Origin of the sequence: Microlunatus parietis, assembly GCF_013407955.1 — a bacterium.
Taxonomy (GTDB): domain Bacteria; phylum Actinomycetota; class Actinomycetes; order Propionibacteriales; family Propionibacteriaceae; genus Microlunatus; species Microlunatus parietis.
The window spans coordinates 1,370,902-1,391,323 of record NZ_JACCBU010000001.1 but is presented as its reverse complement, the minus strand read 5'-3'; the positions used below and the strand labels follow the sequence as shown (position 1 = coordinate 1,391,323).

Genomic DNA, 20,422 nt, shown 5'->3' with positions numbered 1-20,422 from the left:
GCCTGGCGAAGGGCCGTCAACCCCAGGAGGCATGATCAACACCGCGACCATCGACACGGCGACCATCGACACGGCATCCATCGACATCGGGACCCGGCCACTGGACCAGGCGATCGATCAGCAGATCTACGGCCACTTCCTCGAGCAGGCCTTCTACGGCAACATCGAGGGCGGCGTCTTCGACGAGGGCTCCGAGTTGTCGATCAAGGAACCGGGTCCGCTGCAGGGCTGCCGGGCCGACGTCCTGGAGGCGTGCCGGCAGCTCGGTGTCCCGGTGCTGCGCTGGCCCGGCGGCAACTTCACCTCGGCGTACTGGTGGCGCGACGGCGTCGGCCCGCGGGACGAGCGGCCGCGCCGGCTCGAGCTGGCCTGGGGGTCGGAGGAGTCGAACCGGTTCGGTACGCCGGAGTTCCTGGCCTGGTCCGAGGCAGTCGGTGCCGAACCGTACCTCGCACACTCCTGTCGCAGCGTCGACGACGCGGTCCGCTGGGTCGAATACACCAACCACGCCGGCGACACCGAGCTGACCCGGCTGCGTGCGGCGGACGGGCATCCGGATCCGTACCGGGTGCGGCTCTGGGGGCTCGGCAACGAGGTCTACGGCCGGTGGCAGATGGGTCACCGCAGTCCGCAGCGCTACGTCGAGGACGCGCAGGAGCACGCCCGGTTCATGCGGACCGTCGATCCCGGCCTCAGCTTCATCGCGGTCGGGCAGGAGCGGGAGTCCTGGCTCGAGCCGGTGGTGGCGGGCCTGGGCCAGCTGGCCGACTACTTCTCGCTCCATCTGTACGGCGCCAGCCGGCACCTGATCGACCCGAGCCCGGACGAGTTCGCGGCCGTCGTCGGTCAGGCCCTGTTCTTCGAGCAGGCCATCGTCGAGTTCTCCCAGCACGTCCACGGGATCGCGGCCCGGCACCGGATCGAGCGGCCGCTGGCGATCTCCATGGACGAATGGAACATGCGGCACGTCGAGCCCCGCAGCTGGCCCGAGCCGCTGCCCGGCGACGACGGCGGCACGGCGCCGCGGGACCTGCCCGAACAGACCGAGGAGACCCCGACCCGGGTCAACCGGACCAGCCCGCGCACGCTGGCCGACGCGCTCTTCTACGCCGGTGTGTTCCACGCCCTGCACCGGGCCGCGCAGCTGCCGGTCCCGGTGACGATGGCCAACACGGTGAACCTGATCAACGCCAACGGGCTGATCAACGTCCGGCCGCACGGGTCGGTGCGGACGGCGACCTATCACGTGTGGGACCTCTACCAGAACCACTTCGGCGGCCGGCCGACCCGGAGCCGGGCCCGCTGCGCCGCGACCTGGGCCGACACCCGGCTGACCGATGCTCATCGCCGGCCGGACGGGCGGTTCTGGACCCTGCCGCGTGCGGTCCCGGATCTGGACGTGTCGTCCGCGCTCACCGAGGACGGCCGGCTCACTGTCGCGATGATCAACCGTTCCGCGGACACCGACGTCACCGCCCAGCTGTCCGTCGACGGACTGGTCTCCGCCGTGCCCGGCTCCGCCGAACTGCGGACCATCGGCGCGGCCGGGTCGGACCTGTTCGCGATCAACACGATCGGCGACCCGGACCGGGTCGTGCTGACCGAGCCGCGCCAGGTCACCCTGGAGGACGGCCGGATCAGCCTGCCGGCACACTCGATCAGCCTGCTCACCCTGGTCCTATGACGATCGCGGAGCGGCCCAATGTCATGATCATCATGACCGATCAGCAGCGGGCCGGGTTCACCGCCGGGACCGGGTTCGGGTTGGACACGATGCCGTTCTGTGACGGGTTGGCGGCGTCCGGGACGACGTTCACCGGGGCGTATACGCCGATGCCGGCTTGTGTCCCGGCCCGGACCAGTCTGTTGTCGGGGCGGTTTCCGTCGGCGCACCGGGTGCGGCAGAACTCCAACAATCGCAAGGAGTTCCGGGGCGAGGACTTGCTCGACGTGTTCCGGGCGGCCGGTTATCGGACGGCGTTCGCCGGGAAGCCGCACGTGTATCGGGGGCCGGAGGACTACGACCACTGGGCCGGGCCGTACGGGCATACGCACGCGCCCGACCGGACCGATCAGGAGCGGGCGTTCACCGAGTGGCTGGTGTCGATCGATCAGGGTCCGGCGTTGGAGCCGACGCCGTTCCCGGTGGCGGTGCAGTATCCGGTGCGGATCGTCGACGACGCGTTGGCGCAGGTGGCCGCTGACGGTGGTGATCATGGTCGGCCGTGGTTGAGTTGGGTGTCGTTCCCGGAGCCGCACAATCCGTATCAGGTGCCGGAGCCGTATTTCTCGTTGTTCGAGCCGGAGTTGGTGCCGGAGCGGGTGGCGGGGCCGGAGGCGGCGTTGGCGAAGGGCGGTCCGTATCAGTGGTTGCGGGAGTTGGTGGAGGAGAAGCGACCCGATTATGACGACCTGTGGCGGCGGTATCGGGCGTCCTATTGCGGGATGTTGCGGTTGATCGATGATCAGGTGCGGCGGCTCGTCACGTCGGTGGAGGAGCGGTCGCCGGGGCGGACGCTGTATCTGTTCGTGGCTGATCATGGTGACTTCGTGGGGGAGTACGGGTTGCAGCGCAAGGGTGCCGGCCTGTCGGAGGCGTTGGTGCGGATTCCGTTCTTCGTGGCGGGTCCGGGCGTCCGGGCCGGGGTGGATGATGATCATCTGGTGAGTCTGGTGGATGTGTTGCCGACGCTGGCGGAGGCGATCGGGGCGGAGATCCCGGCCGGGGTGCAGGGGCGGAGTTTCTGGCCGTTGTTGACCGGTGGTGATGATCCGGGCGACGTGTTTGCCAGCATCTACGCCGAGGGCGGCTACGGCGGCCTGTTCTACCCGGCGGACGCCCGGCCGGAACTCCACTTCGACTATGCCGGTACGACCTACGACGGCCTCAACACCGTCACCCAGAGCGGAACCTCGGCGATGCTGCGCCGGGGGAATTGGAAGATCATCTTCCACTCCGACGGGCGCGGCGAGCTGTATCGGCTGGATCGTGATCCGGCCGAGCTCGACGATCTCTGGGACTACCCGGACTGTGCGGTCCGGCGGGCGGAGTTGATCACCGAACTGCTGCGCTGGCGGCTCGAGGTGGCCGACGACCTGCCCACCGGCCGCTACCGGCCGCTGCGGGCGCCACACAACTGGGCTCGCGCGGCCGAACCGACCTGATCAAGAGTCCGCGGCGTCCCGCACCCCATACCCGCCCAGGCCGTTCTCGAGCAGGTCGAACGACCGGGCGCCGTTGTCGCGCACCTCGCCGGCCACCCGGCGCAACGACGCGCCGCCGAGCACGCGCTGCCGGACGTAACCGACCAGGCTGCGGTGCACCCCGACCACGGCCTGGGCGATCACCGTGGCCGTGAAGGGATCGGCGCCGCCGTCCTCCTCGTTGAGCAATCCCGCCAGGTCCTCCGTGTACCGCGCAAACGCGCGTTGTTCCCGGGCCAGCAGAGTGGGGCTCTCGTTGATCACTCGCAGCGTGGTCTCCAGTTGGGACCGGGCCTCGGCCGCGTTGCCCTCCGGCTGGGCCAGCAGACCCTTGCTCTGCAACAGGAAGTCGCGGGCCGCGGCGAGCGGAGTGGTGCCGGCGGGCCGCTCGCGTACCGCCTCGATCAGTTGATCACCGAACGACTCCAGCGGTGCGTAGAACAGATCCTCCTTGGTCCGGAAGTAATTGAACAGCGTCGCCTCGGACACCTCGGCGGCCCGCGCGATCTCGGCCACGGTGACCTGGTCGAAACCACGATCGCTGGCCAGCCGCCAGGCGGTCTCGATCAGCCGGGTCCGGGTCTGTTCCTTCTTCTGCTCGCGAAGTCCCACGACAGAAATCTAGCATCAAGTTTGGCGTAACACCAAAATTAGAGCTACTCTAGAATTACCGTACGAGAGTGACGAGCCCGAGGAGCGAGAACGATGAGTGGGGTCAAGATCAGCATCAGCGTGACGAACCAGACCTGGCCGGAGGGACCGACCGGCCTGCGGGACAACTTGATCAAGGTCGCCGAGGCGGCCGACCTCGCGGGCCTCGACACCCTGTGGGTTCCGGATCACCTGCTGCAAGCCGATCCGACGGTCTCCGCTGACGCGACGGACATGCTGGAGGCGTACACGACACTCGGGTTCCTGGCCGCCCGGACCGAACGGGTCCGGCTCGGAGCGATGGTCACCGCCGTCACCTTCCGGCCGCCGGCGCTGTTGATCAAGGCCGTGACCAGCCTCGACGTGCTCACCGGTGGCCGGGCCTGGCTCGGCATCGGGGCCGGCTACCACGGCGAGGAGGCCGACCGGATGGGCCTGCCGTTGGGGCCCGTCGCCGAGCGGTTCGAACGGCTGGAGGAGACCCTCGAGCTCGCGCAGCGGATGTGGCGCGGTGATCAACGTCCGTTCGAGGGCAAGCACTATCGGCTGAGCGCCCCGACCGGCCTACCGTTGCCGCTGAGTGGCCATCCGCCGATCCTGATCGGCGGGGACGGCGAGAAGAAGACGCTGCGCCTGGTGGCGAAGTACGCCGACGCGTGCAACCTGTTCGACATCCCCGACGGCGGAGCGACGGTGCGGCGCAAGCTCGCCGTGCTGGCCCGGCACTGTGCCGACCTCGGCCGGCCGTACCAGGAGATCACGAAGACGCTGGCGATGCGGCTCGGGCCGACCGAGACCAGCGAGGAGTTCGTCCGCCGGGTCCGTGATCAGGCGAAGCTCGGCATCGATCACGTCGGGCTGGTAATGTCCCAGGCCTGGACGCCCGAAACGATCAAGGTGCTGGCCGCTGCCGTACCGGAACTGGCCGAGGTGGAGCCGAACCGGGAGCCGCCGGAGTCGGCCGTCTAGCCGGGGATCGGCGATCCCTGGATCTCGCTTCCGTACCGAAGCTTGGGATGAGCCGGCGGAGGGACCGCCAGCGGCGAACGGCGGAATCGGCGTGACGGACAGCAAGATCGCGTTGATCACCGGCGGCAACCGCGGCCTCGGCCGGGCCACGGCCCTGGCCCTGGCGGCCGACGGAGTCGACGTGATCATCACCTATCGCGGCAACGCCGACGAGGCAGCCGGGGTCGTGGTCGAGCTGGAGCGGCCCGGGCGGTGGCCCTATGGCTGGACACCGCCGACGTCGAATCGTTCGGGGCGATTCTCCGGTGCGTGTCGCCCAGGGGAGCCGGGGCATGACGTGCGAGTTCGGCGCTCACCACCTCCGTCTCGCCACCGGACTTGGCGACGCTCCCCGGTCGGCGCAGGTGTCGTCAAAGCTCCACGAGTCGTGACCTGGAGGTCGTATCCAGCTCCAGCGGTCGAGTTGTGGAGTTCCGGCGACAGCCTGACCGCGGAGCCTAGGGTGGGCAGATGATCATCCGTCCGGCGAAGCTCGACGACGCGGAGCCGTTGTCCGCCGTCTTGAACGCTGTGATTGCGGAGGGGGACAAGACGGCGATCGATGCGCCGCTCTCCGGTTCGGAGTTCGCGGAGTGGTTCATCACGGGCTCGCACTGCATCAGTTGTGTCGCCGCGGCCGGCGAGGATGGGCGATTCCTCGGGTTCCAGGCGCTGGAGCGTTTCCATCGGGAGCTCCCGGCGGGCACCGCTGACATCGCCACCTTCGTCAGCGCCGCGAGCCGGGGCAGCGGCGTGGGCCGCCGGCTTGCCGAGGCCACGGTGGCGATCGCCGAGCGGGCCGGGCTGCGGAGCCTCCGCGCGGTGATCCGGCGGCGGAACACCGGCGCGATCAGCTACTACCGGTCGCTCGGATTCCGTGACGAGGGCGGTGCCTCGACGGGCGAGTCGGTCACCCTGATGCGCCCGGTCCGGTCCGTGCCGGGGCACCCGGAACCAGGGAGCTCCAGCTAGCCCTTGGCCGGAATCTCCTGGCTCCGGACGGTACGGCGAGCGAGGAGCAGGTAGCCGACGAAGCCGATGATCAAGGCGGCGGCGACGCCGAGGTTGGCGCCGGCCCAGTCTCCCTCGCGGCCGCCGATCGGGCCGAGCAGATAGCCCTGCCAGCCGAGCCAGGGAGCCGCGGCATTGGTGACCAGACCCCAGCCGAGCACCGTACCGGCGAGGATCAGGATGATCGGGACCGGCCGGACGTCGCCGTAGCGGCCGTCGATCCGGTACAGGTCGGCCTCGGCGTAGTCGGTACGGCGCAGGGCGATGTCGGCGAGCATGATCCCGCACCAGGCCGCCACCGGTACGCCGAGCGTGATCAGGAAGCCCTGGAACGGGCCGAGGAAGTCGCTGGCGACGAAGACGATGTAGATCGACCCGATGATCATCAGGATGCCGTCGATGCCGGCGGCGACCCAGCGCGGCGCCTTCAATCCGGCGCCGAGCAGGGCCAGGCCGGAGGAGTAGATGTCCAGTACCGCGCCGCCGACCAGGCCCAGCACGGCGACGATCGCGAACGGGATCAGGAACCAGGTCGGCAGCAGCGTGGTCAGCGCGCCGATCGGGTCGCTGGCGATCCCCTCGCTGAGCGCGGGCGACGAACCGGCCAGCAGCACGCCGAAGATCAACAGCAGCACCGGCGCCAGGGCCGCGCCGAAGGTCGTCCAGCCGACCACCGCGGCGCTGTTCACGGAGCGGGGCAGATAGCGGGAGTAGTCCGCGGCCAGGTTGACCCAGCCGAGCCCGAAGCCGGTCATCATGAAGACCAGCCCGCCGATCACCTGCGGTACTGCGCCCGGCGGCAGCGAGCCGACGGCGGCGAGATCGACGTGGTTCAGCACCAGGACGGCATAGACCACGGTCAGCACGCCGGTGACGACCGTGATCACGACCTGGAGCCGCATGATCATCGTGAAGCCGAACACGCCGCTGACGAAGATCAACGCCGCCACCAGGATCAACGCGACGATCTTGGTCGCCGTGCCGCCGTGCCAGCCGAGTGCGGTGAACACCGTCGAGGTGGTGAGGACGGCGAGCGAGGTCAGTGCGGTCTCCCAGCCGACGGTGAGCAGCCAGGAGATCACGGCGGGCAATCGGCTGCCCCGGACCCCGAACGCGGCCCGGGTCAGCACCATCGTCGGCGCCGACCCTCGCTTGCCGGCCAGCGAGACGAAGCCGCAGAGGGCGAACGAGACGACGATGCCGATCACACCGATGGCGATCGCCTGACCGGCCGAGATGCCGAAGCCGAGCACGAACGCGCCGTAGCTGATCCCGAACACGGACACGTTCGCGCCGAACCACGGCCAGAACAGTCCGCGCGGACGCCCGGTCCGCTCGGCCTCGGCGATCGGGTTCAGGGCGTTGGTCTCGATCCCACCGAAGGCCCGAGCCGCCCGGCCGCCCGGAGCCGCCGGGCCACCCGAATCTGATGGTGCGGATTCCGTCATCCCATGATCATGACATGAGCGGACCCGATCGGCTCCCCTTCGACAGGCTCAGGGGGCGTGGTGATCAGCGCGGTTGCGGCGGGGGCGGGTTGCGGTAGTCGTCGTACATCCGGTCCACCTGCCGCCGCCACTGCAGGGCCTCGGCCCGATACCGGGCCAGGTCGTCGGCGGGGATCGTCTCGGCCAGGTTCCTGGTCTCGCCCGGGTCCGTGGCCAGGTCGAACACCTCGTCCGGCCGGTAGCCGTAGTGGTGGATGTACTTGAGCGAGCCCTCGATCCGGGCCAGACAACGGGCTTCCTCGAAGCAGCTGATCATGACCGGCGGCCGGGCGGTTCGGCTGAGCAGCGACGCCGACCGGTACTTGCCGCCGGTGATCGTGTAGCCGAGCAGGTCGGTGACGGTCGGCAGGATCGCCGGGTGCTGCACCGGGGTGGTGATCCGTTCACCGCCGGCGAACCGCTGCGGGTCGTGCACGATCAACGGGACCTGAACGCCCTCCTGATAGATCGTGTTGTCGTGCTGGCGCAGCTTGTGCTCGCCGAAGCCCTCGCCGTGATCACCGGTGATCACGAAGATCGTGTCGTCGTAGCGGTCGAGATCCTTGAACTGCTGGATCACCTTGCCCACAAAGCGATCCTGATAGCGCAGCCCGTTCAGATAACCGTTCAGCTCGGGATCGTCGGCAAGCTGCTCGGTCTCGAATCCGTCCGGCATCGCGTAGTCGTGGTGGGCGGTGACGGTCAGGTAACCGAGCAGGAACGGACGGCTGGGATCGCGCTCGATCCAGTCGCGGCTCGGCGCCAGCATCACGTCGTCCTCGTAGCCGAAGTAGTTGGCCTCGGAGAAGCCGTCGGTCGGCAGATCCTCGGTGCCGGCGAAGTCGTCGAAGCCGAACTGGTTCGTGATCACTTCGCGGCGTTGGTCGTACGTCTCGGTCGCCGACTGGAAGAAGCCGGTCCGGTAGCCCTGCTCGGACAGCAGGTCCGGCAGGCAGCGCCCGGCGACGCCGCGGCCCTCCGGCTCGTCGAGCCCGGACTCGCTGTTCCGGGTGTCGAACGGCGGCTCGATTCCGCAGTACGTCGCGGTCAGTGACTTCGACGTGTGCGGCATCACGGCATACGCCTGCTCGGCGACCAGGCTCGACTCGGCCAGCGCGGCGAGGTTCGGCGTGAGCGACGGATCCGCGCTGTACGGAGCGGTGGAGATCGCCCGCTGCGACTCGAGCGTGATGATCACCACGTTGCGCTGCTCGGTCTTCGCGCCCGCCACCAGCTTGGTGCCGACCGGAGGGCTGATCATGTCCGGTTCGGGCAGGTCGGCCGGCCTGGTCGCGGCTCGGTCCTCCAGGCCGCTGAGCCCGACCGCGAGCACCGGCGCCCGGGAGAAGTAGCTCGGTGAGGACGGCCCGCTGTAGACCGCGCCGAGCAGCAGCGCCAAGGTGAGCAGTGCCGCGGCCACGGGCGGCCGCCGGGACCCGCCGCCGGGGTTCGCGGTGCCGGTGCGGCGGGCGAGCAGTCGCAGCATCAGGGCCGGGCCGGCGACCGCGTACCCGATCGCGGACAGGAGCAAGATCACGACCGTCGGCTGCAGCTCGGCGGCGACCAGGCCGGAGATCTCGCCGGCCGAGTCGACCGCCGACGTCAGCCGCGTCAGGGTCAGCGGTGAGCCCGTACGCAGGTAGTAGACGTGGAAGGCCGTGGTCACCGCGGCGACGATGATCGCGGACAGGTGCAGGCCGACGAGGGCGACCGGCCGGCCGAACCGCAGCCGTCCGAGGGTGGCGAAGATCACCATCCAGGCCAGCCCGAAACCTGTACCGAACAAGAGATCCGAGCTGACCTGGTCGAGCAGCGCGATCGGTCCGGGCAGTTCGCCGCGGTCGGCGATCCGGATGATCTTGAGCACGATTCCGTACCCGGCGAGGGGGATCAGCAAGGCCCCCAGATACCAGGCGGTACGGCGATCGAGGAACCACATCCGGGAGGAGATCGGGTGATCGTCGGCGGCAGTCGAAAGGCTCGTCGGCTCGGCGGTCATCGCTCGTACGATACCTGCCGGTCGCGAACGGTTCGCCCGGCGGTCACCCGGCTGACGGTCGCCGTTCGCCCGGGCGCAAGATCAGGAACGCGGCCGTGATCAAGATCACCAGACCGAGCAGTGCGGTGGTCGAGGCGATCAGGTTCTGCACCGGCGACCAGGTGAGTTCGACGTCGGCGCCACCCGGCAGTTGCTTGTACGGAGCGATGACGACCCAGCCGACGAAGACCCAACCGAGGACCTGGAACCACAGCGGCAGGCCGCGCACCCGGCCGACCTGCCGAGGCAGCAGCGGCCCGGCCAGGCAGAGCGCGATCGGCACCACCCACACGAAGTGGTGGCTCCACGAGACCGGCGAGGCGAGCAGGCCGGCGAGTCCGCACAGCGACACCGCGAACCCGGTCATCCCGCGCCGGTGCCAGAGCAGCCCGACCCACGCCCCGAGCAGCGCCACCACGGCGCAGGCGGCCAGCGCCAACAGTTGACTGCCGCGGCCGATGCCGAGCACCCGGACCGCGTCGGCCATCACGGACTGATTGGTGAAGTACACGAAGCTGTTGCCGAGCCCGGTATCGCCGCGGGCCAGCCGGCCCCAGAAGCCCAGCGAGGTCGCGGGCACAATCGCCGCGGCGGCCAGCGTGAGCGCCGCCGCGGAGGCGATGCTGACCAGGCCGGCCCGGCGCTCCGGATCCAACCCCCGCCGCCCGGCCCCGAGCAGCATCAGCCAGAAGATCGCCGGGGTGAGTTTGACGGCGGCGGCCAGCCCGGTCAGTACACCGGGCGGCAGCAGCCGGCGGCCCGGCAGGATCCGCGGTCCGGGCACCAGGTCGAGCACGACCAGCGCCACCAGGAAGATGCCCACCTGGCCGAAACTCAGGGTCTGGTTCACCGGCTCGGTGACGAAGATCGTCGCCGCGCCGACCAGCGACAACCGAGCCCCCGACAGGCCGAAGCGATGCAGCACGGCCAGCACCGCGAGCACGCCGCCGATCGTCCAGACCACCTCGACCAGGGCCAGCGGCAGCAACGCCAGCGGCACCGCGAGCAGGGCGGCGATCGGCGGATAGAGGAACGGCAGCGATCCGGGCAGGTGATAGGGATCACCGCCCTCGAGCACGGTGCGCCCGGCCAGCCGGTAGACCTCGAGATCCACCATCACCGGATCCCACGGGAACAGGGTGCCGCCACGGAACGTGGTCGAGCCGACGTACAGCCCGATCAGGATTGCCGGCAGGCTGATCAGGAACCCGGCCAGCAACCGGCGCGGCGTCAGCGGCGGCCCGGGCTCCGGATCCGTGAACGGGTTGGCCCAGCGGCCGCGGCGGCGGCCTGAACTCGTCGCGCTCGACGCCGGCGTCGCAGATCTACGCGTGGACGGACCCATGGGTTCGATCTAACCAGTTGAGCGCGTGGCTCGCGGGCACGGTGCCAAGGCCGTGATTCGGAACACGGTTGACCTCAACTCGACTTCAGGTCGCACCGTTGACGGCATGAGAGCCATCAGACTGCATGCCTTCGGGCCCCCCGAGAACCTCGTCCTGGACGATCTGCCCGACCTCGAGCCGGGACCCGGCGAGGTCAGGATCGCGGTCGAGGCCAGCGGTGTCCATCTGCTGGACACGGCCCTCCGCCGGGGTGAGGGCGCCGGCCCGATGGCGACGCCGTCGCTGCCCACCGTGCCGGGCCGCGAGGTCGCCGGCCGGATCGACCGGATCGGCGCGGACGTTCCGCAGCGTTGGCTCGGCCGGCGAGTGGTCGCCCACCTCGGCATGGTCCCCGGCGGTTATGCCGAGCAGGCGGTCACCACCATCGCGAAGTTGTACGACCTCGATGCCCTGCCCGGCCCGGTGACCGGCGCGGAAGCCGTGGCGCTCGTGGGCACCGGCCGGACCACGGTCGGCGTGTTGAGCGCGGCAGCCCTGACGGCTTCCGACACGGTGCTCATCCCGGCTGCGGCCGGCGGCATCGGCTGGCTGCTGGTGCAGGCAGCCAGGGCGGCCGGGGCCGCGGTCATCGCCGCTGCCGGCGGCGAGGAGAAGGTGCGTCGCCTGGCCGAGCTGGGGCCGGACGAGGTGGTCGACTACAGCCGGCCGGACTGGCCCGATCGGGTACGGAAGTCGCCGACCGTCGTGCTCGACGGGGTCGGCGGCGCGATCGGACGGGCAGCCTTCGATCTGCTGGCCCCGGGCGGCCGGCTCCTGATGTTCGGCTGGTCCTCCGGCACGGCGACCCAGATCACCACCGACGACCTGGTCGGCCGGAGCCTCACCGCCTCCTGGGGATTCGGCTTCCTGCCGGGCGGCGACCTGGACCGCTTGCGGCCGTACGTCGAGGAGGCGTTGCAACGGGCCGCCCGTGCCGAATGGCGCCCGCTGCTGACCATGTATCCGTTGGCCGACGCCGCTCGTGCCCACACCGACCTGGAACACCGCCGCACCGTAGGCAAAGTCGTCCTGACCTAACCCCCACCCCTTTCCGCCGACCGGTCACCAAAGCAGCGGTTTTAGCGGCGTGTCGCTGCAGAAGTGACCGGTCGATTGGGTCGGCCGGGAGCGCGAAGTGTTCTGTCGGTGCGGGACGGCACCGGAGCGGCAAAGGCCGACCGACGGGGTTGCCGCGCCGAAGCGTGGACGAGCATCGCGCACCGAGTGTGAGGTGACGGACTCATGAAATCGACCTCACGCGTCCCCTTCCTCGCACTCGACGAGATCCGGGCCGCTGGCTGAGGATCGACGGGTCAGGTCGCTCGGTAGGTCCAGGCGCCGCCGAGCAGGGTGCCGTAGACCGGCATCGCGCGGAGTTGCTCGGCGGTGGCGGTCAGCGGGTCCAGCTCGGTGATCACCAGGTCCGCCGGGTCGCCAGGCCGCACGAAGGCCCGGCCGTCGGTCGAGGCGTGCAGGGCCTCGGTGACACCGATCCGCTGCTCCGGGTGCCACGGCGGCTCGGCTCCGGCGGTACGGTGCACGGCGGCGGCGATCGTGACCCACGGGTCGAGCGGTGACACCGGGGCGTCCGAACCGAGCCGCAACGTCGCTCCGGCCGCCAGCAGGCTGGCCAGCGGGAATGCCCGCCCGGTCCGGCCGGCCCAGTGCCGGTCGGCGACCGCCCGGTCGGTGATCAGGTGATCGGGTTGCACGCTGGCGATCACGCCCAGCTCGGCGAACCGGGGCAGGTCCTCGTCCAAGATCAGCTGGGCATGCTCGATCCGGCCGGGGCACCCGGCGGCCAGAAAAGCGTTCAGGGCAACGGAATTGGCCCGGTCACCGATCGCGTGCACCGCACTGTCCAGCCCGGCCGCCCTGGCCTCGGTGATCATGGAGGTCAGGGTTGCGAGGTCGTACTGCAGGATTCCGTGATCATGGCCATCGGCCGGCTCCGGGTAGCGGTCCCAGCAGGCGGCCGTCCGCGTGTTCAGCGAGCCGTCGCTCATGATCTTGTACGGGCCGAGGGTGAGCAACCCGTCGCCGTCGGGCAGCGACTGGCCGGTCCGCAGCCCGAGCCGGGCCGCGTCGGCGAGCTGCGGGGGATAGATCCCGCACTCGACCCGGAGCGACCGGATCCCGGCCGCGACCCGGCGCGACCAGATCCTCACATTGTCCTGGAACTCCAGTTCGACGATCCCGACCACACCACGCGCCGCAGCGGCCAGCGCCGCCTCCGCCACCTGGTCGTCGGACCGCTCCTCGTCGCCGTCGCGGACCTGTTGCAGCACGGCGAAGGCCGGGGTCTCGCGGACCACGCCGTCCAGGGTCGGCTCGAGTCCGTACCGGCGGAAGGCGGCGGTGTTCAGCCAGACGCAGTGCAGGTCGTTCGAGGCGAGCACCACGACCGACTCCGCGGGCGCCGCCCGGTCCAGTGCGGTCAGCGTCGGCCGGTCCGGCCACCCCGCGTCCCGGAAGCCGTACCCGATGATCATGGTCGTCTCGGCCGTGGCGCGTCCGGCGACCAGGCTCACGACGGCGGCGGCCGAGTCGGCCCCGGTCAGATCGAGCCGGCGCCGGGCCGCGGCCCAGTGATCGAAATGGACGTGGTGGTCCCAGAGTCCGCGGAGCAGGAACCGGCCGTCCAGATCGACGACCTCGGCGCCGGCTGGGTCTCCGCCGATCCGGCCGTCAGTGATCACCACGTCGATCGGCCCGGTCGCCGCCCCGACCAGCCGAACGTTGCGCAGCAGCAGCGGGTGCCGGCTCACTCCAGCCAGCCGCTGATCGTCCGGCCGACGCCCGACTCCTCGTTGCTCGGCACCACGACGAGGTCCAACTCGAGCAGCAGCGGGTGCGCGTTGCGCATCGCATGCGGACGCCCGACCGTCGACAGCAGGTCAAGATCATTCGGCATGTCGCCGAACGCCGCGACGTCGGACAAGGGGATGGCCAGGTCGGCACAGACCTCGGCCAGCATCGAGGCCTTGCTGACCCCGAGCCGGCTGATCTCGATCAGGCGCGACCCGGGCAGCGAGGAATGGGTCACGGTGAGCAGGTCGCCGACCAGCTCGGTGGCCGCGATCGCCAGCTCGTCCGAACTCTTCTCCGGGTGCCGCAGCAGCACCTTGACATGATCACCACCGGCCGCGAGCTCGTCCGCCGCCCCGACCGTGACGGCCGGATCCCCGACCGTGTCGTCGGTGAGCAGATAGCCCGGCTCATAACCGAACCGCTCGCCGGCCTCGAACGCGAACCGGGATCCGGGCAGCGCCTCCCGGAGCACCTGAACCGCCTTCAAGGCCAGGGATCCCTCGATCGTGTGGGACCGGACGATCCGCCGCTCCCTGACGTCGTACAGGACGGCACCGTTACTGGCGATCACCATCGGATGGATGCCCGGCAGGTCGCTGATCACGTCCAGCCAGCGGATCGGCCGTCCGGTCGCGAAGATCACCGGGATGCCGGCCCGCTGGGCCGCGAGCACCGCGTCGGAGTTGATCTTGGACACGGTGCCGTCGGGGGACAGGAACGTGCCGTCGAGATCCGAGACGATCATGGCCGGCGGCGTCGCCCGGTGCCGAGCCTTCGCCGGCGGGCGGCCAGGTTCGAGATCGGTCATCGCACTACAACCTGGACCGCGGCGAGGGCGTACCACCGCCGGATTCGGACGGCGTCGGACCACCGGTCTGTCCCGGCGACGGCGACCCCGACATGGACGGCGTCTGGCTCGGCGAACCCTCCGACGGCGACGGCGAACCTTCGGACGGCGACGGTGAGCCCGACGACGGGGACGGCGAGCCGGACGACGGGGAGGGCGACCCCGAGGACGGGGACGGCGACCCGGACGACGGCGGCGGCGAACCGGACGACGGCGGCGGGGAGCCCGAGGACGGCGGCGGCGAGCCGGACGGCGGCGGGCTGGCGGTCGGCGGAATCGGTGGCGGCGGCGACTGCGGCGGCTGATTCCGGAAGATCAAGATCGCGATCAGTACGGCCAGCGCGGCCAGCAACATCATCAGCAGCCAGGAGATCAGGATGCTCACCCAGCCGGCCCGGTCATAGCGACCCGGCCAGGGCAGCGGCCAGAGCCTGGCCAGGCCCGGCTTGATCCGGTCGATCCAATAGAGCCGGTAGTCCGGGCCCGACGGCTGGCCCTGCATCGGCAGCGTGGCCAGCGTGACCTCGTCCAGCACCCGCTGTGCCTCCGCGGCCGCGGCCGGCGAACCGTCGTAGGCGAGCGCGGCCCACGGCGCGGCCGGGTGGCCGTCCGGAGTCACCGGATCGTCGTCGTCGGACTGATAGCGGCGGCCGAGCCGGCCGGTGTCCTGGCCCTCGCCACCGCGGGCCAGCACCGTGTCGATGTGCATCGCGTTGACGACGCCGGCGAACCGGTCCCGGGCCGCGGCATCGCCGGCGGCGCCCTCGGACAGCAGCACGATCATCACCGGCACCTCGGCCGGCGCCGTGCGATCGGTCGGATGCGGGCCGTGACCCGTGTAGACCACGCCGGACGGACCCGCGGTCAGACGCGCGTCGAGCCAGAAGCCGCCGATCTTCGGCGGGTCGTCGGGCAGCAGCGGGTGGACCGGGACGTACTCCGGCTGACCCGGCGGCGGTTGGGGCGTGGACATCGCCACCCATCTCACCACATCCCGGGGCATCGCAGCGCGCCGACCACGACGGTGACGGACGCGTGCTGTGCGGAGCCTGTGAATCGCTCTCCACCGCGTGATTCCGGAGCTGCGGGTTTGTACCGTGGGAGGCCCCCAACGTTGGGCCGATGCGATGGTGGAATTGGCGCTGCGCGTCGGCATCGGCCCGCGCCGCAGGCCGCTCCGGCGTGAAACCGCGTCTGCGAGAATGACGTGGCGCCGGAGGCACCGGTAGGTTCGTGGTGGCAAGCGGGCCGGCCGCACTTCGGACCCGGCGGGGTTTCCGCGCGGCAGGCGAAGAACGACGAGGAGACTGAGTGAGCAGCGCGACACAGGGCCAATCAGCGCAGCCGACGCTGCAGGGCCAGACCCAGGGCGCCAATCAGCGAGTGGCGCAGCTGCTCGGCGAGGCGATCTCCCAGGTGCAGCGGGTCATCGTCGGCCAGGAACACATGGTCGAGCAGCTGATGGTCGGCCTGCTGGCGAAGGGACACATCCTGCTCGAGGGCGTGCCCGGTGTGGCCAAGACGCTGGCCGTACGCAGCTTCGCGACCGTGGTCGGCGGCGAGTTCGCGCGGATCCAGTTCACCCCGGACCTGGTCCCCTCCGACATCGTCGGCACCCGGATCTACAAGGCGAGCCAGGAAGGCTTCGACGTCGAACTCGGCCCGGTCTTCGTCAACTTCGTCCTGGCCGACGAGATCAACCGCGCGCCGGCCAAGGTGCAGTCCGCGATGCTCGAGCTGATGGCCGAGAAGCAGGTGTCGATCGGGGGCCGGACCCACCCGGCGCCGAAGCCGTTCATCGTGATCGCGACCCAGAACCCGGTCGAGTCCGAGGGCGTCTACCCGCTGCCGGAAGCGCAGCGGGACCGGTTCCTGCTCAAGGTCGACGTCCCGTACCCGCGGGGCAACGAGGAGTTCGAGATCCTGCGCCGGATGAGCGTCGATCCGCCGTCCTCGAACCCGGTGCTGAACCCGGACCTGGTGCTCGACCTGCAGCGCCGCGCCGAGGACGTCTTCGTGCACAATCTCGTCGCCGAATACATCGTCCGGTTGGTGCTGGCCACCCGGACCCCGGCCGAGTTCAACATGCCCGACCTCACCTCGGTGATTCAGATCGGCTGCAGCCCCCGGGCCACGCTCGGCCTGGTCGCCGCCTCCCGCGCGCTGGCGCTGATCCACGGCCGCGACTACGTCCTGCCGACCGATGTCCAGTCGGTCGCCAAGGACGTCATGTCGCACCGGCTGGTGCTGGGCTTCGACGCGGTCGCCGACAACATCAACCCGGCCCAGGTGGTCGAGCGGATCGTTGCCATGGTGCCGCCGCCGACGCCGGTCTGGAACAACCAGCAGCAAGGCTCGCCGAACCACCAGCAGGCTCCGCAGCCGGACTTCCACTAGGAGAGCTGAGGGCCCAGCCGTTGTCGCACTTCCCACCACCCTCGGGGGCTCCCGCCTTCCCGCCGCCGTCGGGCCCACCGGCGCTACCGCCGCAGGCACCGTACCTGCCGCCGCCCAGCGGGCAGCCGGTCGAGTTCGCCGAGCCGAGCCCCGACCAGGCGGCCCGGCACGGAGCCCTGTCGTCGGTTCTCGGCATGCCCACCCGGCCGACCATCCCGCTCAACAAGCTCGCTCCCGAGGCCGCGCTGCGCCGGCTCGAGCTGGCGATCGTGCGGCGGCTCGAGGGTTATCTGCAAGGTGATCATCTGGGTCTGCTGCCGGGTCCCGGCACCGACGCCAACGACGCCCGGGTCTACATCGCGGGCGAGGACGACGTCCGCAAGATCGACTGGGCGGTGACCGCCCGCACCACCGTCCCGCACGTACGGGACACGATGGCCGACCGCGAGCTCGAGGTGTGGGCGCTGCTCGACGTCACGCCGTCGATGAACTGGGGCACCGAGGGTGTTACCAAGCGCGACCTCGGCATCGCCGCGATCGCCACCATCGGCTTCCTCAGCCAGAAGATGGGCGACCGGTTCGGCGGCTACATCATGCGGCCCGAACAGTTGCGCCGGCTGCCGGCCCGGTCCGGCCGCTCCGCCCTGTACGGCCTGCTGCGCCGGATGCTGACCGAGCCGTTCGTGCCCGACCATGCGCACGGCCCGATGTCGCTGGCCGCCTCGGTCGAGCAGCTGTCCCGGACCCAGCGGCGGCGCGGCCTGCGGGTCGTCGTCTCCGACTTCCTCACCCCGGGCGACCACGAACTCGACCCGAACATCGAGCCTGAGTGGGAACGCTCGATGCGCCGGCTCGCCGTCCGCAACCAGGTGCTCGCGATCGAGGTCGTGGACAAGCGGGAGATCGAGTTCCCCGACGTCGGCGACATGCTGATCCGGGACCCGGAGACCGACTTCGAGCGGTACGTCAACACCGGTGACTCCGACGCGCGGGCCCGGATGGACGCGGCCAGCTCCGCGCAGCGGGAACGGATCCGGATCGCGCTGCGCCGGGCCGGGGTGGGGCACATTCAGTTGCGTACCGACAGAGACTGGGTCCAGGACATCGCGCGATTCGTGCTGGCGTACCGCCGGGTCGCGAACATGCTGCACGCGCCGCCGCAGGGAGTGGCCAAGTGAACTTCATCGAATGGCTGAGGGATCTCACCTTCATCTCGCCGGACCGGCTGTTCGTGCTGCTCGTGATCCCGTTGCTGATCGCCGGCTACATCTTCGCGATGATGCGGAAGAACCGGCGCGGGATGCGGTTCACCAACACCTCCATGCTGGAGGCGGTGATCCCGAAGCAGTCGCAGTGGCGGCGGCACCTCGCGGTCGCCCTGTCGATCCTGAGCCTGGTCACGCTGACCGTGGCCTGGGCGCGGCCGAGCAACAAGGTGCCGGTGCCGCGGGAGCGGGCAACGGTCGTGATCGCCCTCGACTCCTCGCTGTCGATGCAGGCGATCGACGTCGAGCCGACCCGGCTGGATGCGGCCAAGAAGGCGGCCAACGAGTTCGTCGAGCAGTTGCCCGACAAGTACAACGTCTCCATCGTCGCGTTCGCCGGCTCGGCGTCGATCCTGGTGCCGCCGACGCTGGACCACAACACGGTCGAGAACGCGATCAACGGCATCCAGCTGGCCGAGTCGACCGCGATCGGCGAGGCGATCGCGACCTCGATGCGGGCGCTGCGGCAGGCGCCGAAGGACCCGGACAATCCCGACAATGTCGCGCCGGGGGCGATCGTGCTGCTCAGCGACGGTACGAACACGGCCGGCCGGGCGCCGAAGCAGGCGGCCGCAGCGGCGGCCGAGGCCGAGGTGCCGGTCTACACGATCGCGTACGGCACCGAGAACGGTTATGTGGACCTGGACGGCAAACGGGAACCCGTGCCGGTCGACCATGCGTTGATGCAAGAGATCGCTCAGGACACCCGAGGCGAATACTTCAAGGCGGCGTCCGCCGACCAGCTGAGGCAGGTGTACGAGAACATCGGCTCCGAGGTCGGCTACCAGGACTCCACCGTCGAACTGACCTCGCGGTTCGCCGGCTACGGACTGCTGTTCGCCGTGCTCGCCGCGCTGGGCGCGATCTCGTTGGGGGCAAAATGGCCGTGATGATTCCGATGATCGCCTTCATGGAGCCGCTCCGGCTGCTGTTGCTGCTGCTGGTGCCGGCGCTGGTCGGCGTCTACCTGTTCCTGATCTGGCGCAAGAAGCAGCGCAGCAACACCTCCGGGCGCAGCATGTTCGACTTCGTGATCCCGAAGGAGCGGACCTGGCTGCGGCACGTGGCGGTCGGGCTGGCGGTGCTCAGCCTGGCCACGCTCACCGTGGCATTCGCGAAACCGAAGGACGAGGTCGCCGTGCCGCGGCAGCGGGCCACGATCGTGGTCGCGATCGACATCTCGCTGTCCATGCTCGCCGAGGACGTCCAGCCGAACCGGTTCGACGCCGCGAAGGTGGCCGCGGCCGACTTCGTGAACTCGCTGCCAGCCAAGTTCAACGTGTCGCTGGTCTCGTTCGCCGGTACGGCCTCGACGCTGGTCCCGCCGACCACCGACCGGGACGTCGTCACCGCCGCGATCCGCGACCTGCAGCCCGACCAGGGCACGGCGATCGGCGAGGGCATCTACACGTCGCTGGCCGCCCTGACCCAGGTGCCGCCAGACCCGGACGACCCGAAAGCGCCGGTGCCGGCCCGGATCGTGCTGCTGAGCGACGGCAAGACCCAGCTCGGCCGGTCCTCGGCGACCGCGGCCGAGCAGGCGAAGGCCCAGAAGGTGCCGATCTACACGATCGCGTACGGCACCCAGACCGGCACCATCGAGATCGGCGGTCGGATCGAACGGGTGCCGGTCGACCTGGCCGAGCTGCAACGGATCGCCAAGATCACCGGCGGTGAGGCCTACGAGGCCCGGTCGGCCGGTCAGCTGAAGGAGGTCTACGCCGACATCGGCACCTCCGTCGGCACCGAGAAGGTGGAGCAGGAGGTCACCGAGCGCTACGCCGGCTTCGGCCTCGCCTTCGCGATCCTGGCCGCCCTCGGCATGATCTCCCTGGGCGCCCGCTGGCCATAGCTCGGCGCCGTCAGTTGTCAGGTCTACGATGGCGATATGACGGTCAGCGCGCACTCCGAGGGGCAGCAACCTCCACCTGAACCGACCCCGCGGGCGATCCGAGCTGCTTTGCTGCCGGAGGAGGTCGGCCATTTCGATAGCGAGTTCCGTCAAGTGATGGCAGAGGCGACGGAGAGTCTTGACCTCACGGTCATTCATTCCTTCCTGCGCCGCTGGCAGCGGGTCGCGTGGTCGTCCCAGGACCCGGCTGCACATCGTCAAATGCTGAGGAATGCCGAGGTGCTCGCCTCGGGCGGCGATATCGCCACCGAGCCGTGGAGTGTAACTAAGGCTCGGCTCGGCCTCTAGATGTACTCCGTCGAGTCAGACCCGGCAGCCCAGAAGCAGGTCGCTGCCTTGCCTGGGGAGGCCATCGCGAAATACGCGGAAGTGGTGGCCACCCTCGGGGTGGCTCCATGGAGTGGTG

The 20,422-nt window shown here is 70.0% G+C and carries 18 protein-coding genes; 11 read left to right on the top strand and 7 right to left on the bottom strand.

Features of this window, described 5'->3' with window-relative positions; all coding sequences use genetic code 11:
- Positions 1-31 precede the first annotated feature (31 nt).
- Positions 32-1,684, top strand: a complete 1,653-nt coding sequence (locus tag BKA15_RS06535) for an alpha-L-arabinofuranosidase family protein (RefSeq protein ID WP_179749157.1) — start codon at positions 32-34, stop codon at positions 1,682-1,684.
- A complete protein-coding gene (locus BKA15_RS06530; RefSeq protein WP_179749155.1) occupies positions 1,681-3,165 on the top strand; it encodes a sulfatase family protein in 1,485 nt (494 codons plus the stop codon). Before BKA15_RS06535 ends, BKA15_RS06530 begins: the two co-directional genes overlap by 4 nt.
- On the opposite strand, the gene BKA15_RS06525 is transcribed toward BKA15_RS06530, so the two are convergent.
- The gene (locus BKA15_RS06525; RefSeq protein WP_179749153.1) at positions 3,166-3,816 is read right to left on the bottom strand and encodes a TetR/AcrR family transcriptional regulator; all 651 of its coding nucleotides are present in this window, start codon (positions 3,814-3,816) and stop codon (positions 3,166-3,168) included. It abuts the gene before it with no gap.
- Between the two features lie 93 nt (positions 3,817-3,909).
- On the opposite strand from BKA15_RS06525, the gene BKA15_RS06520 reads away from it, so the two are divergent.
- The 3 genes from BKA15_RS06520 to BKA15_RS06510 all read left to right on the top strand — a co-directional run bounded on the left by BKA15_RS06520 (position 3,910) and on the right by BKA15_RS06510 (position 5,835).
- A complete protein-coding gene (locus tag BKA15_RS06520; protein WP_179749151.1) occupies positions 3,910-4,824 on the top strand; it encodes a TIGR03560 family F420-dependent LLM class oxidoreductase in 915 nt (304 codons plus the stop codon).
- A 91-nt stretch (positions 4,825-4,915) separates the two neighbouring features.
- Entirely contained in the window at positions 4,916-5,338 is a 423-nt protein-coding gene (locus BKA15_RS06515) for an SDR family NAD(P)-dependent oxidoreductase (protein ID WP_312878849.1), read from the top strand.
- Complete coding sequence (locus BKA15_RS06510; protein ID WP_179749149.1) at positions 5,335-5,835, top strand: GNAT family N-acetyltransferase; 501 nt, start codon at positions 5,335-5,337, stop codon at positions 5,833-5,835. The genes BKA15_RS06515 and BKA15_RS06510 overlap by 4 nt, the downstream gene beginning before the upstream one ends.
- On the opposite strand, the gene BKA15_RS06505 is transcribed toward BKA15_RS06510, so the two are convergent.
- The 3 genes from BKA15_RS06505 to BKA15_RS06495 form a co-directional block, all read right to left on the bottom strand.
- Positions 5,832-7,322, bottom strand: coding sequence for a purine-cytosine permease family protein (locus BKA15_RS06505; RefSeq protein WP_179749146.1), 1,491 nt, complete (start codon positions 7,320-7,322; stop codon positions 5,832-5,834). The genes BKA15_RS06510 and BKA15_RS06505 overlap by 4 nt on opposite strands.
- A gap of 64 nt (positions 7,323-7,386) precedes the next feature.
- Entirely contained in the window at positions 7,387-9,360 is a 1,974-nt protein-coding gene (locus BKA15_RS06500; RefSeq protein WP_179749144.1) for an LTA synthase family protein, read from the bottom strand.
- Between the two features lie 43 nt (positions 9,361-9,403).
- Complete coding sequence (locus tag BKA15_RS06495; RefSeq protein ID WP_179749142.1) at positions 9,404-10,744, bottom strand: glycosyltransferase 87 family protein; 1,341 nt, start codon at positions 10,742-10,744, stop codon at positions 9,404-9,406.
- 106 nt (positions 10,745-10,850) lie between these two features.
- Here BKA15_RS06495 and BKA15_RS06490 point away from each other — a divergent pair, with 106 nt between their 5' ends.
- A complete protein-coding gene (locus BKA15_RS06490) occupies positions 10,851-11,822 on the top strand; it encodes a zinc-binding dehydrogenase (protein ID WP_179749140.1) in 972 nt (323 codons plus the stop codon).
- Positions 11,823-12,097: 275 nt separating this feature from the next.
- On the opposite strand, the gene BKA15_RS06485 is transcribed toward BKA15_RS06490, so the two are convergent.
- The 3 genes from BKA15_RS06485 to BKA15_RS06475 are packed head-to-tail and all read right to left on the bottom strand — an operon-like array spanning position 12,098 to position 15,415.
- Positions 12,098-13,552 carry an amidohydrolase gene (locus BKA15_RS06485; RefSeq protein WP_179749138.1) on the bottom strand — a complete coding sequence of 485 codons (1,455 nt, stop codon included), beginning with the start codon at positions 13,550-13,552 and terminating at the stop codon, positions 12,098-12,100.
- Positions 13,549-14,403 (bottom strand): HAD hydrolase family protein, encoded by an 855-nt coding sequence (locus BKA15_RS06480; protein WP_179749136.1) that lies wholly within the window; start codon positions 14,401-14,403, stop codon positions 13,549-13,551. The genes BKA15_RS06485 and BKA15_RS06480 overlap by 4 nt, the downstream gene beginning before the upstream one ends.
- A gap of 4 nt (positions 14,404-14,407) precedes the next feature.
- Positions 14,408-15,415 carry a hypothetical protein gene (locus tag BKA15_RS06475; protein WP_179749134.1) on the bottom strand — a complete coding sequence of 336 codons (1,008 nt, stop codon included), beginning with the start codon at positions 15,413-15,415 and terminating at the stop codon, positions 14,408-14,410.
- A gap of 377 nt (positions 15,416-15,792) precedes the next feature.
- Between BKA15_RS06475 and BKA15_RS06470 the strand changes: the two genes are divergently transcribed.
- From BKA15_RS06470 to BKA15_RS06450, 5 genes are all read left to right on the top strand, one after another.
- Positions 15,793-16,839, top strand: coding sequence for an AAA family ATPase (locus BKA15_RS06470; RefSeq protein ID WP_218871845.1), 1,047 nt, complete (start codon positions 15,793-15,795; stop codon positions 16,837-16,839).
- 194 nt (positions 16,840-17,033) lie between these two features.
- Positions 17,034-18,017, top strand: a complete 984-nt coding sequence (locus tag BKA15_RS06465; RefSeq protein ID WP_179758284.1) for a DUF58 domain-containing protein — start codon at positions 17,034-17,036, stop codon at positions 18,015-18,017.
- Positions 18,014-18,994, top strand: coding sequence for a VWA domain-containing protein (locus BKA15_RS06460; RefSeq protein ID WP_312878848.1), 981 nt, complete (start codon positions 18,014-18,016; stop codon positions 18,992-18,994). The genes BKA15_RS06465 and BKA15_RS06460 overlap by 4 nt, the downstream gene beginning before the upstream one ends.
- A complete protein-coding gene (locus tag BKA15_RS06455; RefSeq protein ID WP_179749130.1) occupies positions 18,994-19,956 on the top strand; it encodes a VWA domain-containing protein in 963 nt (320 codons plus the stop codon). The genes BKA15_RS06460 and BKA15_RS06455 overlap by 1 nt, the downstream gene beginning before the upstream one ends.
- Positions 19,957-19,992: 36 nt before the next feature.
- Positions 19,993-20,304, top strand: a complete 312-nt coding sequence (locus tag BKA15_RS06450; RefSeq protein WP_179749128.1) for a DUF6247 family protein — start codon at positions 19,993-19,995, stop codon at positions 20,302-20,304.
- The last annotated feature ends 118 nt before the right edge of the window (positions 20,305-20,422 follow it).

Excerpts from the sequence above, each read along its gene's own strand:
- BKA15_RS06535 (WP_179749157.1), top strand. The coding sequence starts at position 32 with ATGATCAACACCGCGACCATCGACACGGCGACCATCGACACGGCATCC.
- BKA15_RS06530 (WP_179749155.1), top strand. The coding sequence starts at position 1,681 with ATGACGATCGCGGAGCGGCCCAATGTCATGATCATCATGACCGATCAG.
- BKA15_RS06520 (WP_179749151.1), top strand. The coding sequence starts at position 3,910 with ATGAGTGGGGTCAAGATCAGCATCAGCGTGACGAACCAGACCTGGCCG.
- BKA15_RS06510 (WP_179749149.1), top strand. The coding sequence starts at position 5,335 with ATGATCATCCGTCCGGCGAAGCTCGACGACGCGGAGCCGTTGTCCGCC.
- BKA15_RS06505 (WP_179749146.1), bottom strand. The coding sequence starts at position 7,322 with ATGACGGAATCCGCACCATCAGATTCGGGTGGCCCGGCGGCTCCGGGC.
- BKA15_RS06500 (WP_179749144.1), bottom strand. The coding sequence starts at position 9,360 with ATGACCGCCGAGCCGACGAGCCTTTCGACTGCCGCCGACGATCACCCG.
- BKA15_RS06495 (WP_179749142.1), bottom strand. The coding sequence starts at position 10,744 with ATGGGTCCGTCCACGCGTAGATCTGCGACGCCGGCGTCGAGCGCGACG.
- BKA15_RS06490 (WP_179749140.1), top strand. The coding sequence starts at position 10,851 with ATGAGAGCCATCAGACTGCATGCCTTCGGGCCCCCCGAGAACCTCGTC.
- BKA15_RS06480 (WP_179749136.1), bottom strand. The coding sequence starts at position 14,403 with ATGACCGATCTCGAACCTGGCCGCCCGCCGGCGAAGGCTCGGCACCGG.
- BKA15_RS06475 (WP_179749134.1), bottom strand. The coding sequence starts at position 15,415 with ATGTCCACGCCCCAACCGCCGCCGGGTCAGCCGGAGTACGTCCCGGTC.
- BKA15_RS06465 (WP_179758284.1), top strand. The coding sequence starts at position 17,034 with ATGCCCACCCGGCCGACCATCCCGCTCAACAAGCTCGCTCCCGAGGCC.
- BKA15_RS06455 (WP_179749130.1), top strand. The coding sequence starts at position 18,994 with ATGATTCCGATGATCGCCTTCATGGAGCCGCTCCGGCTGCTGTTGCTG.
- BKA15_RS06450 (WP_179749128.1), top strand. The coding sequence starts at position 19,993 with ATGACGGTCAGCGCGCACTCCGAGGGGCAGCAACCTCCACCTGAACCG.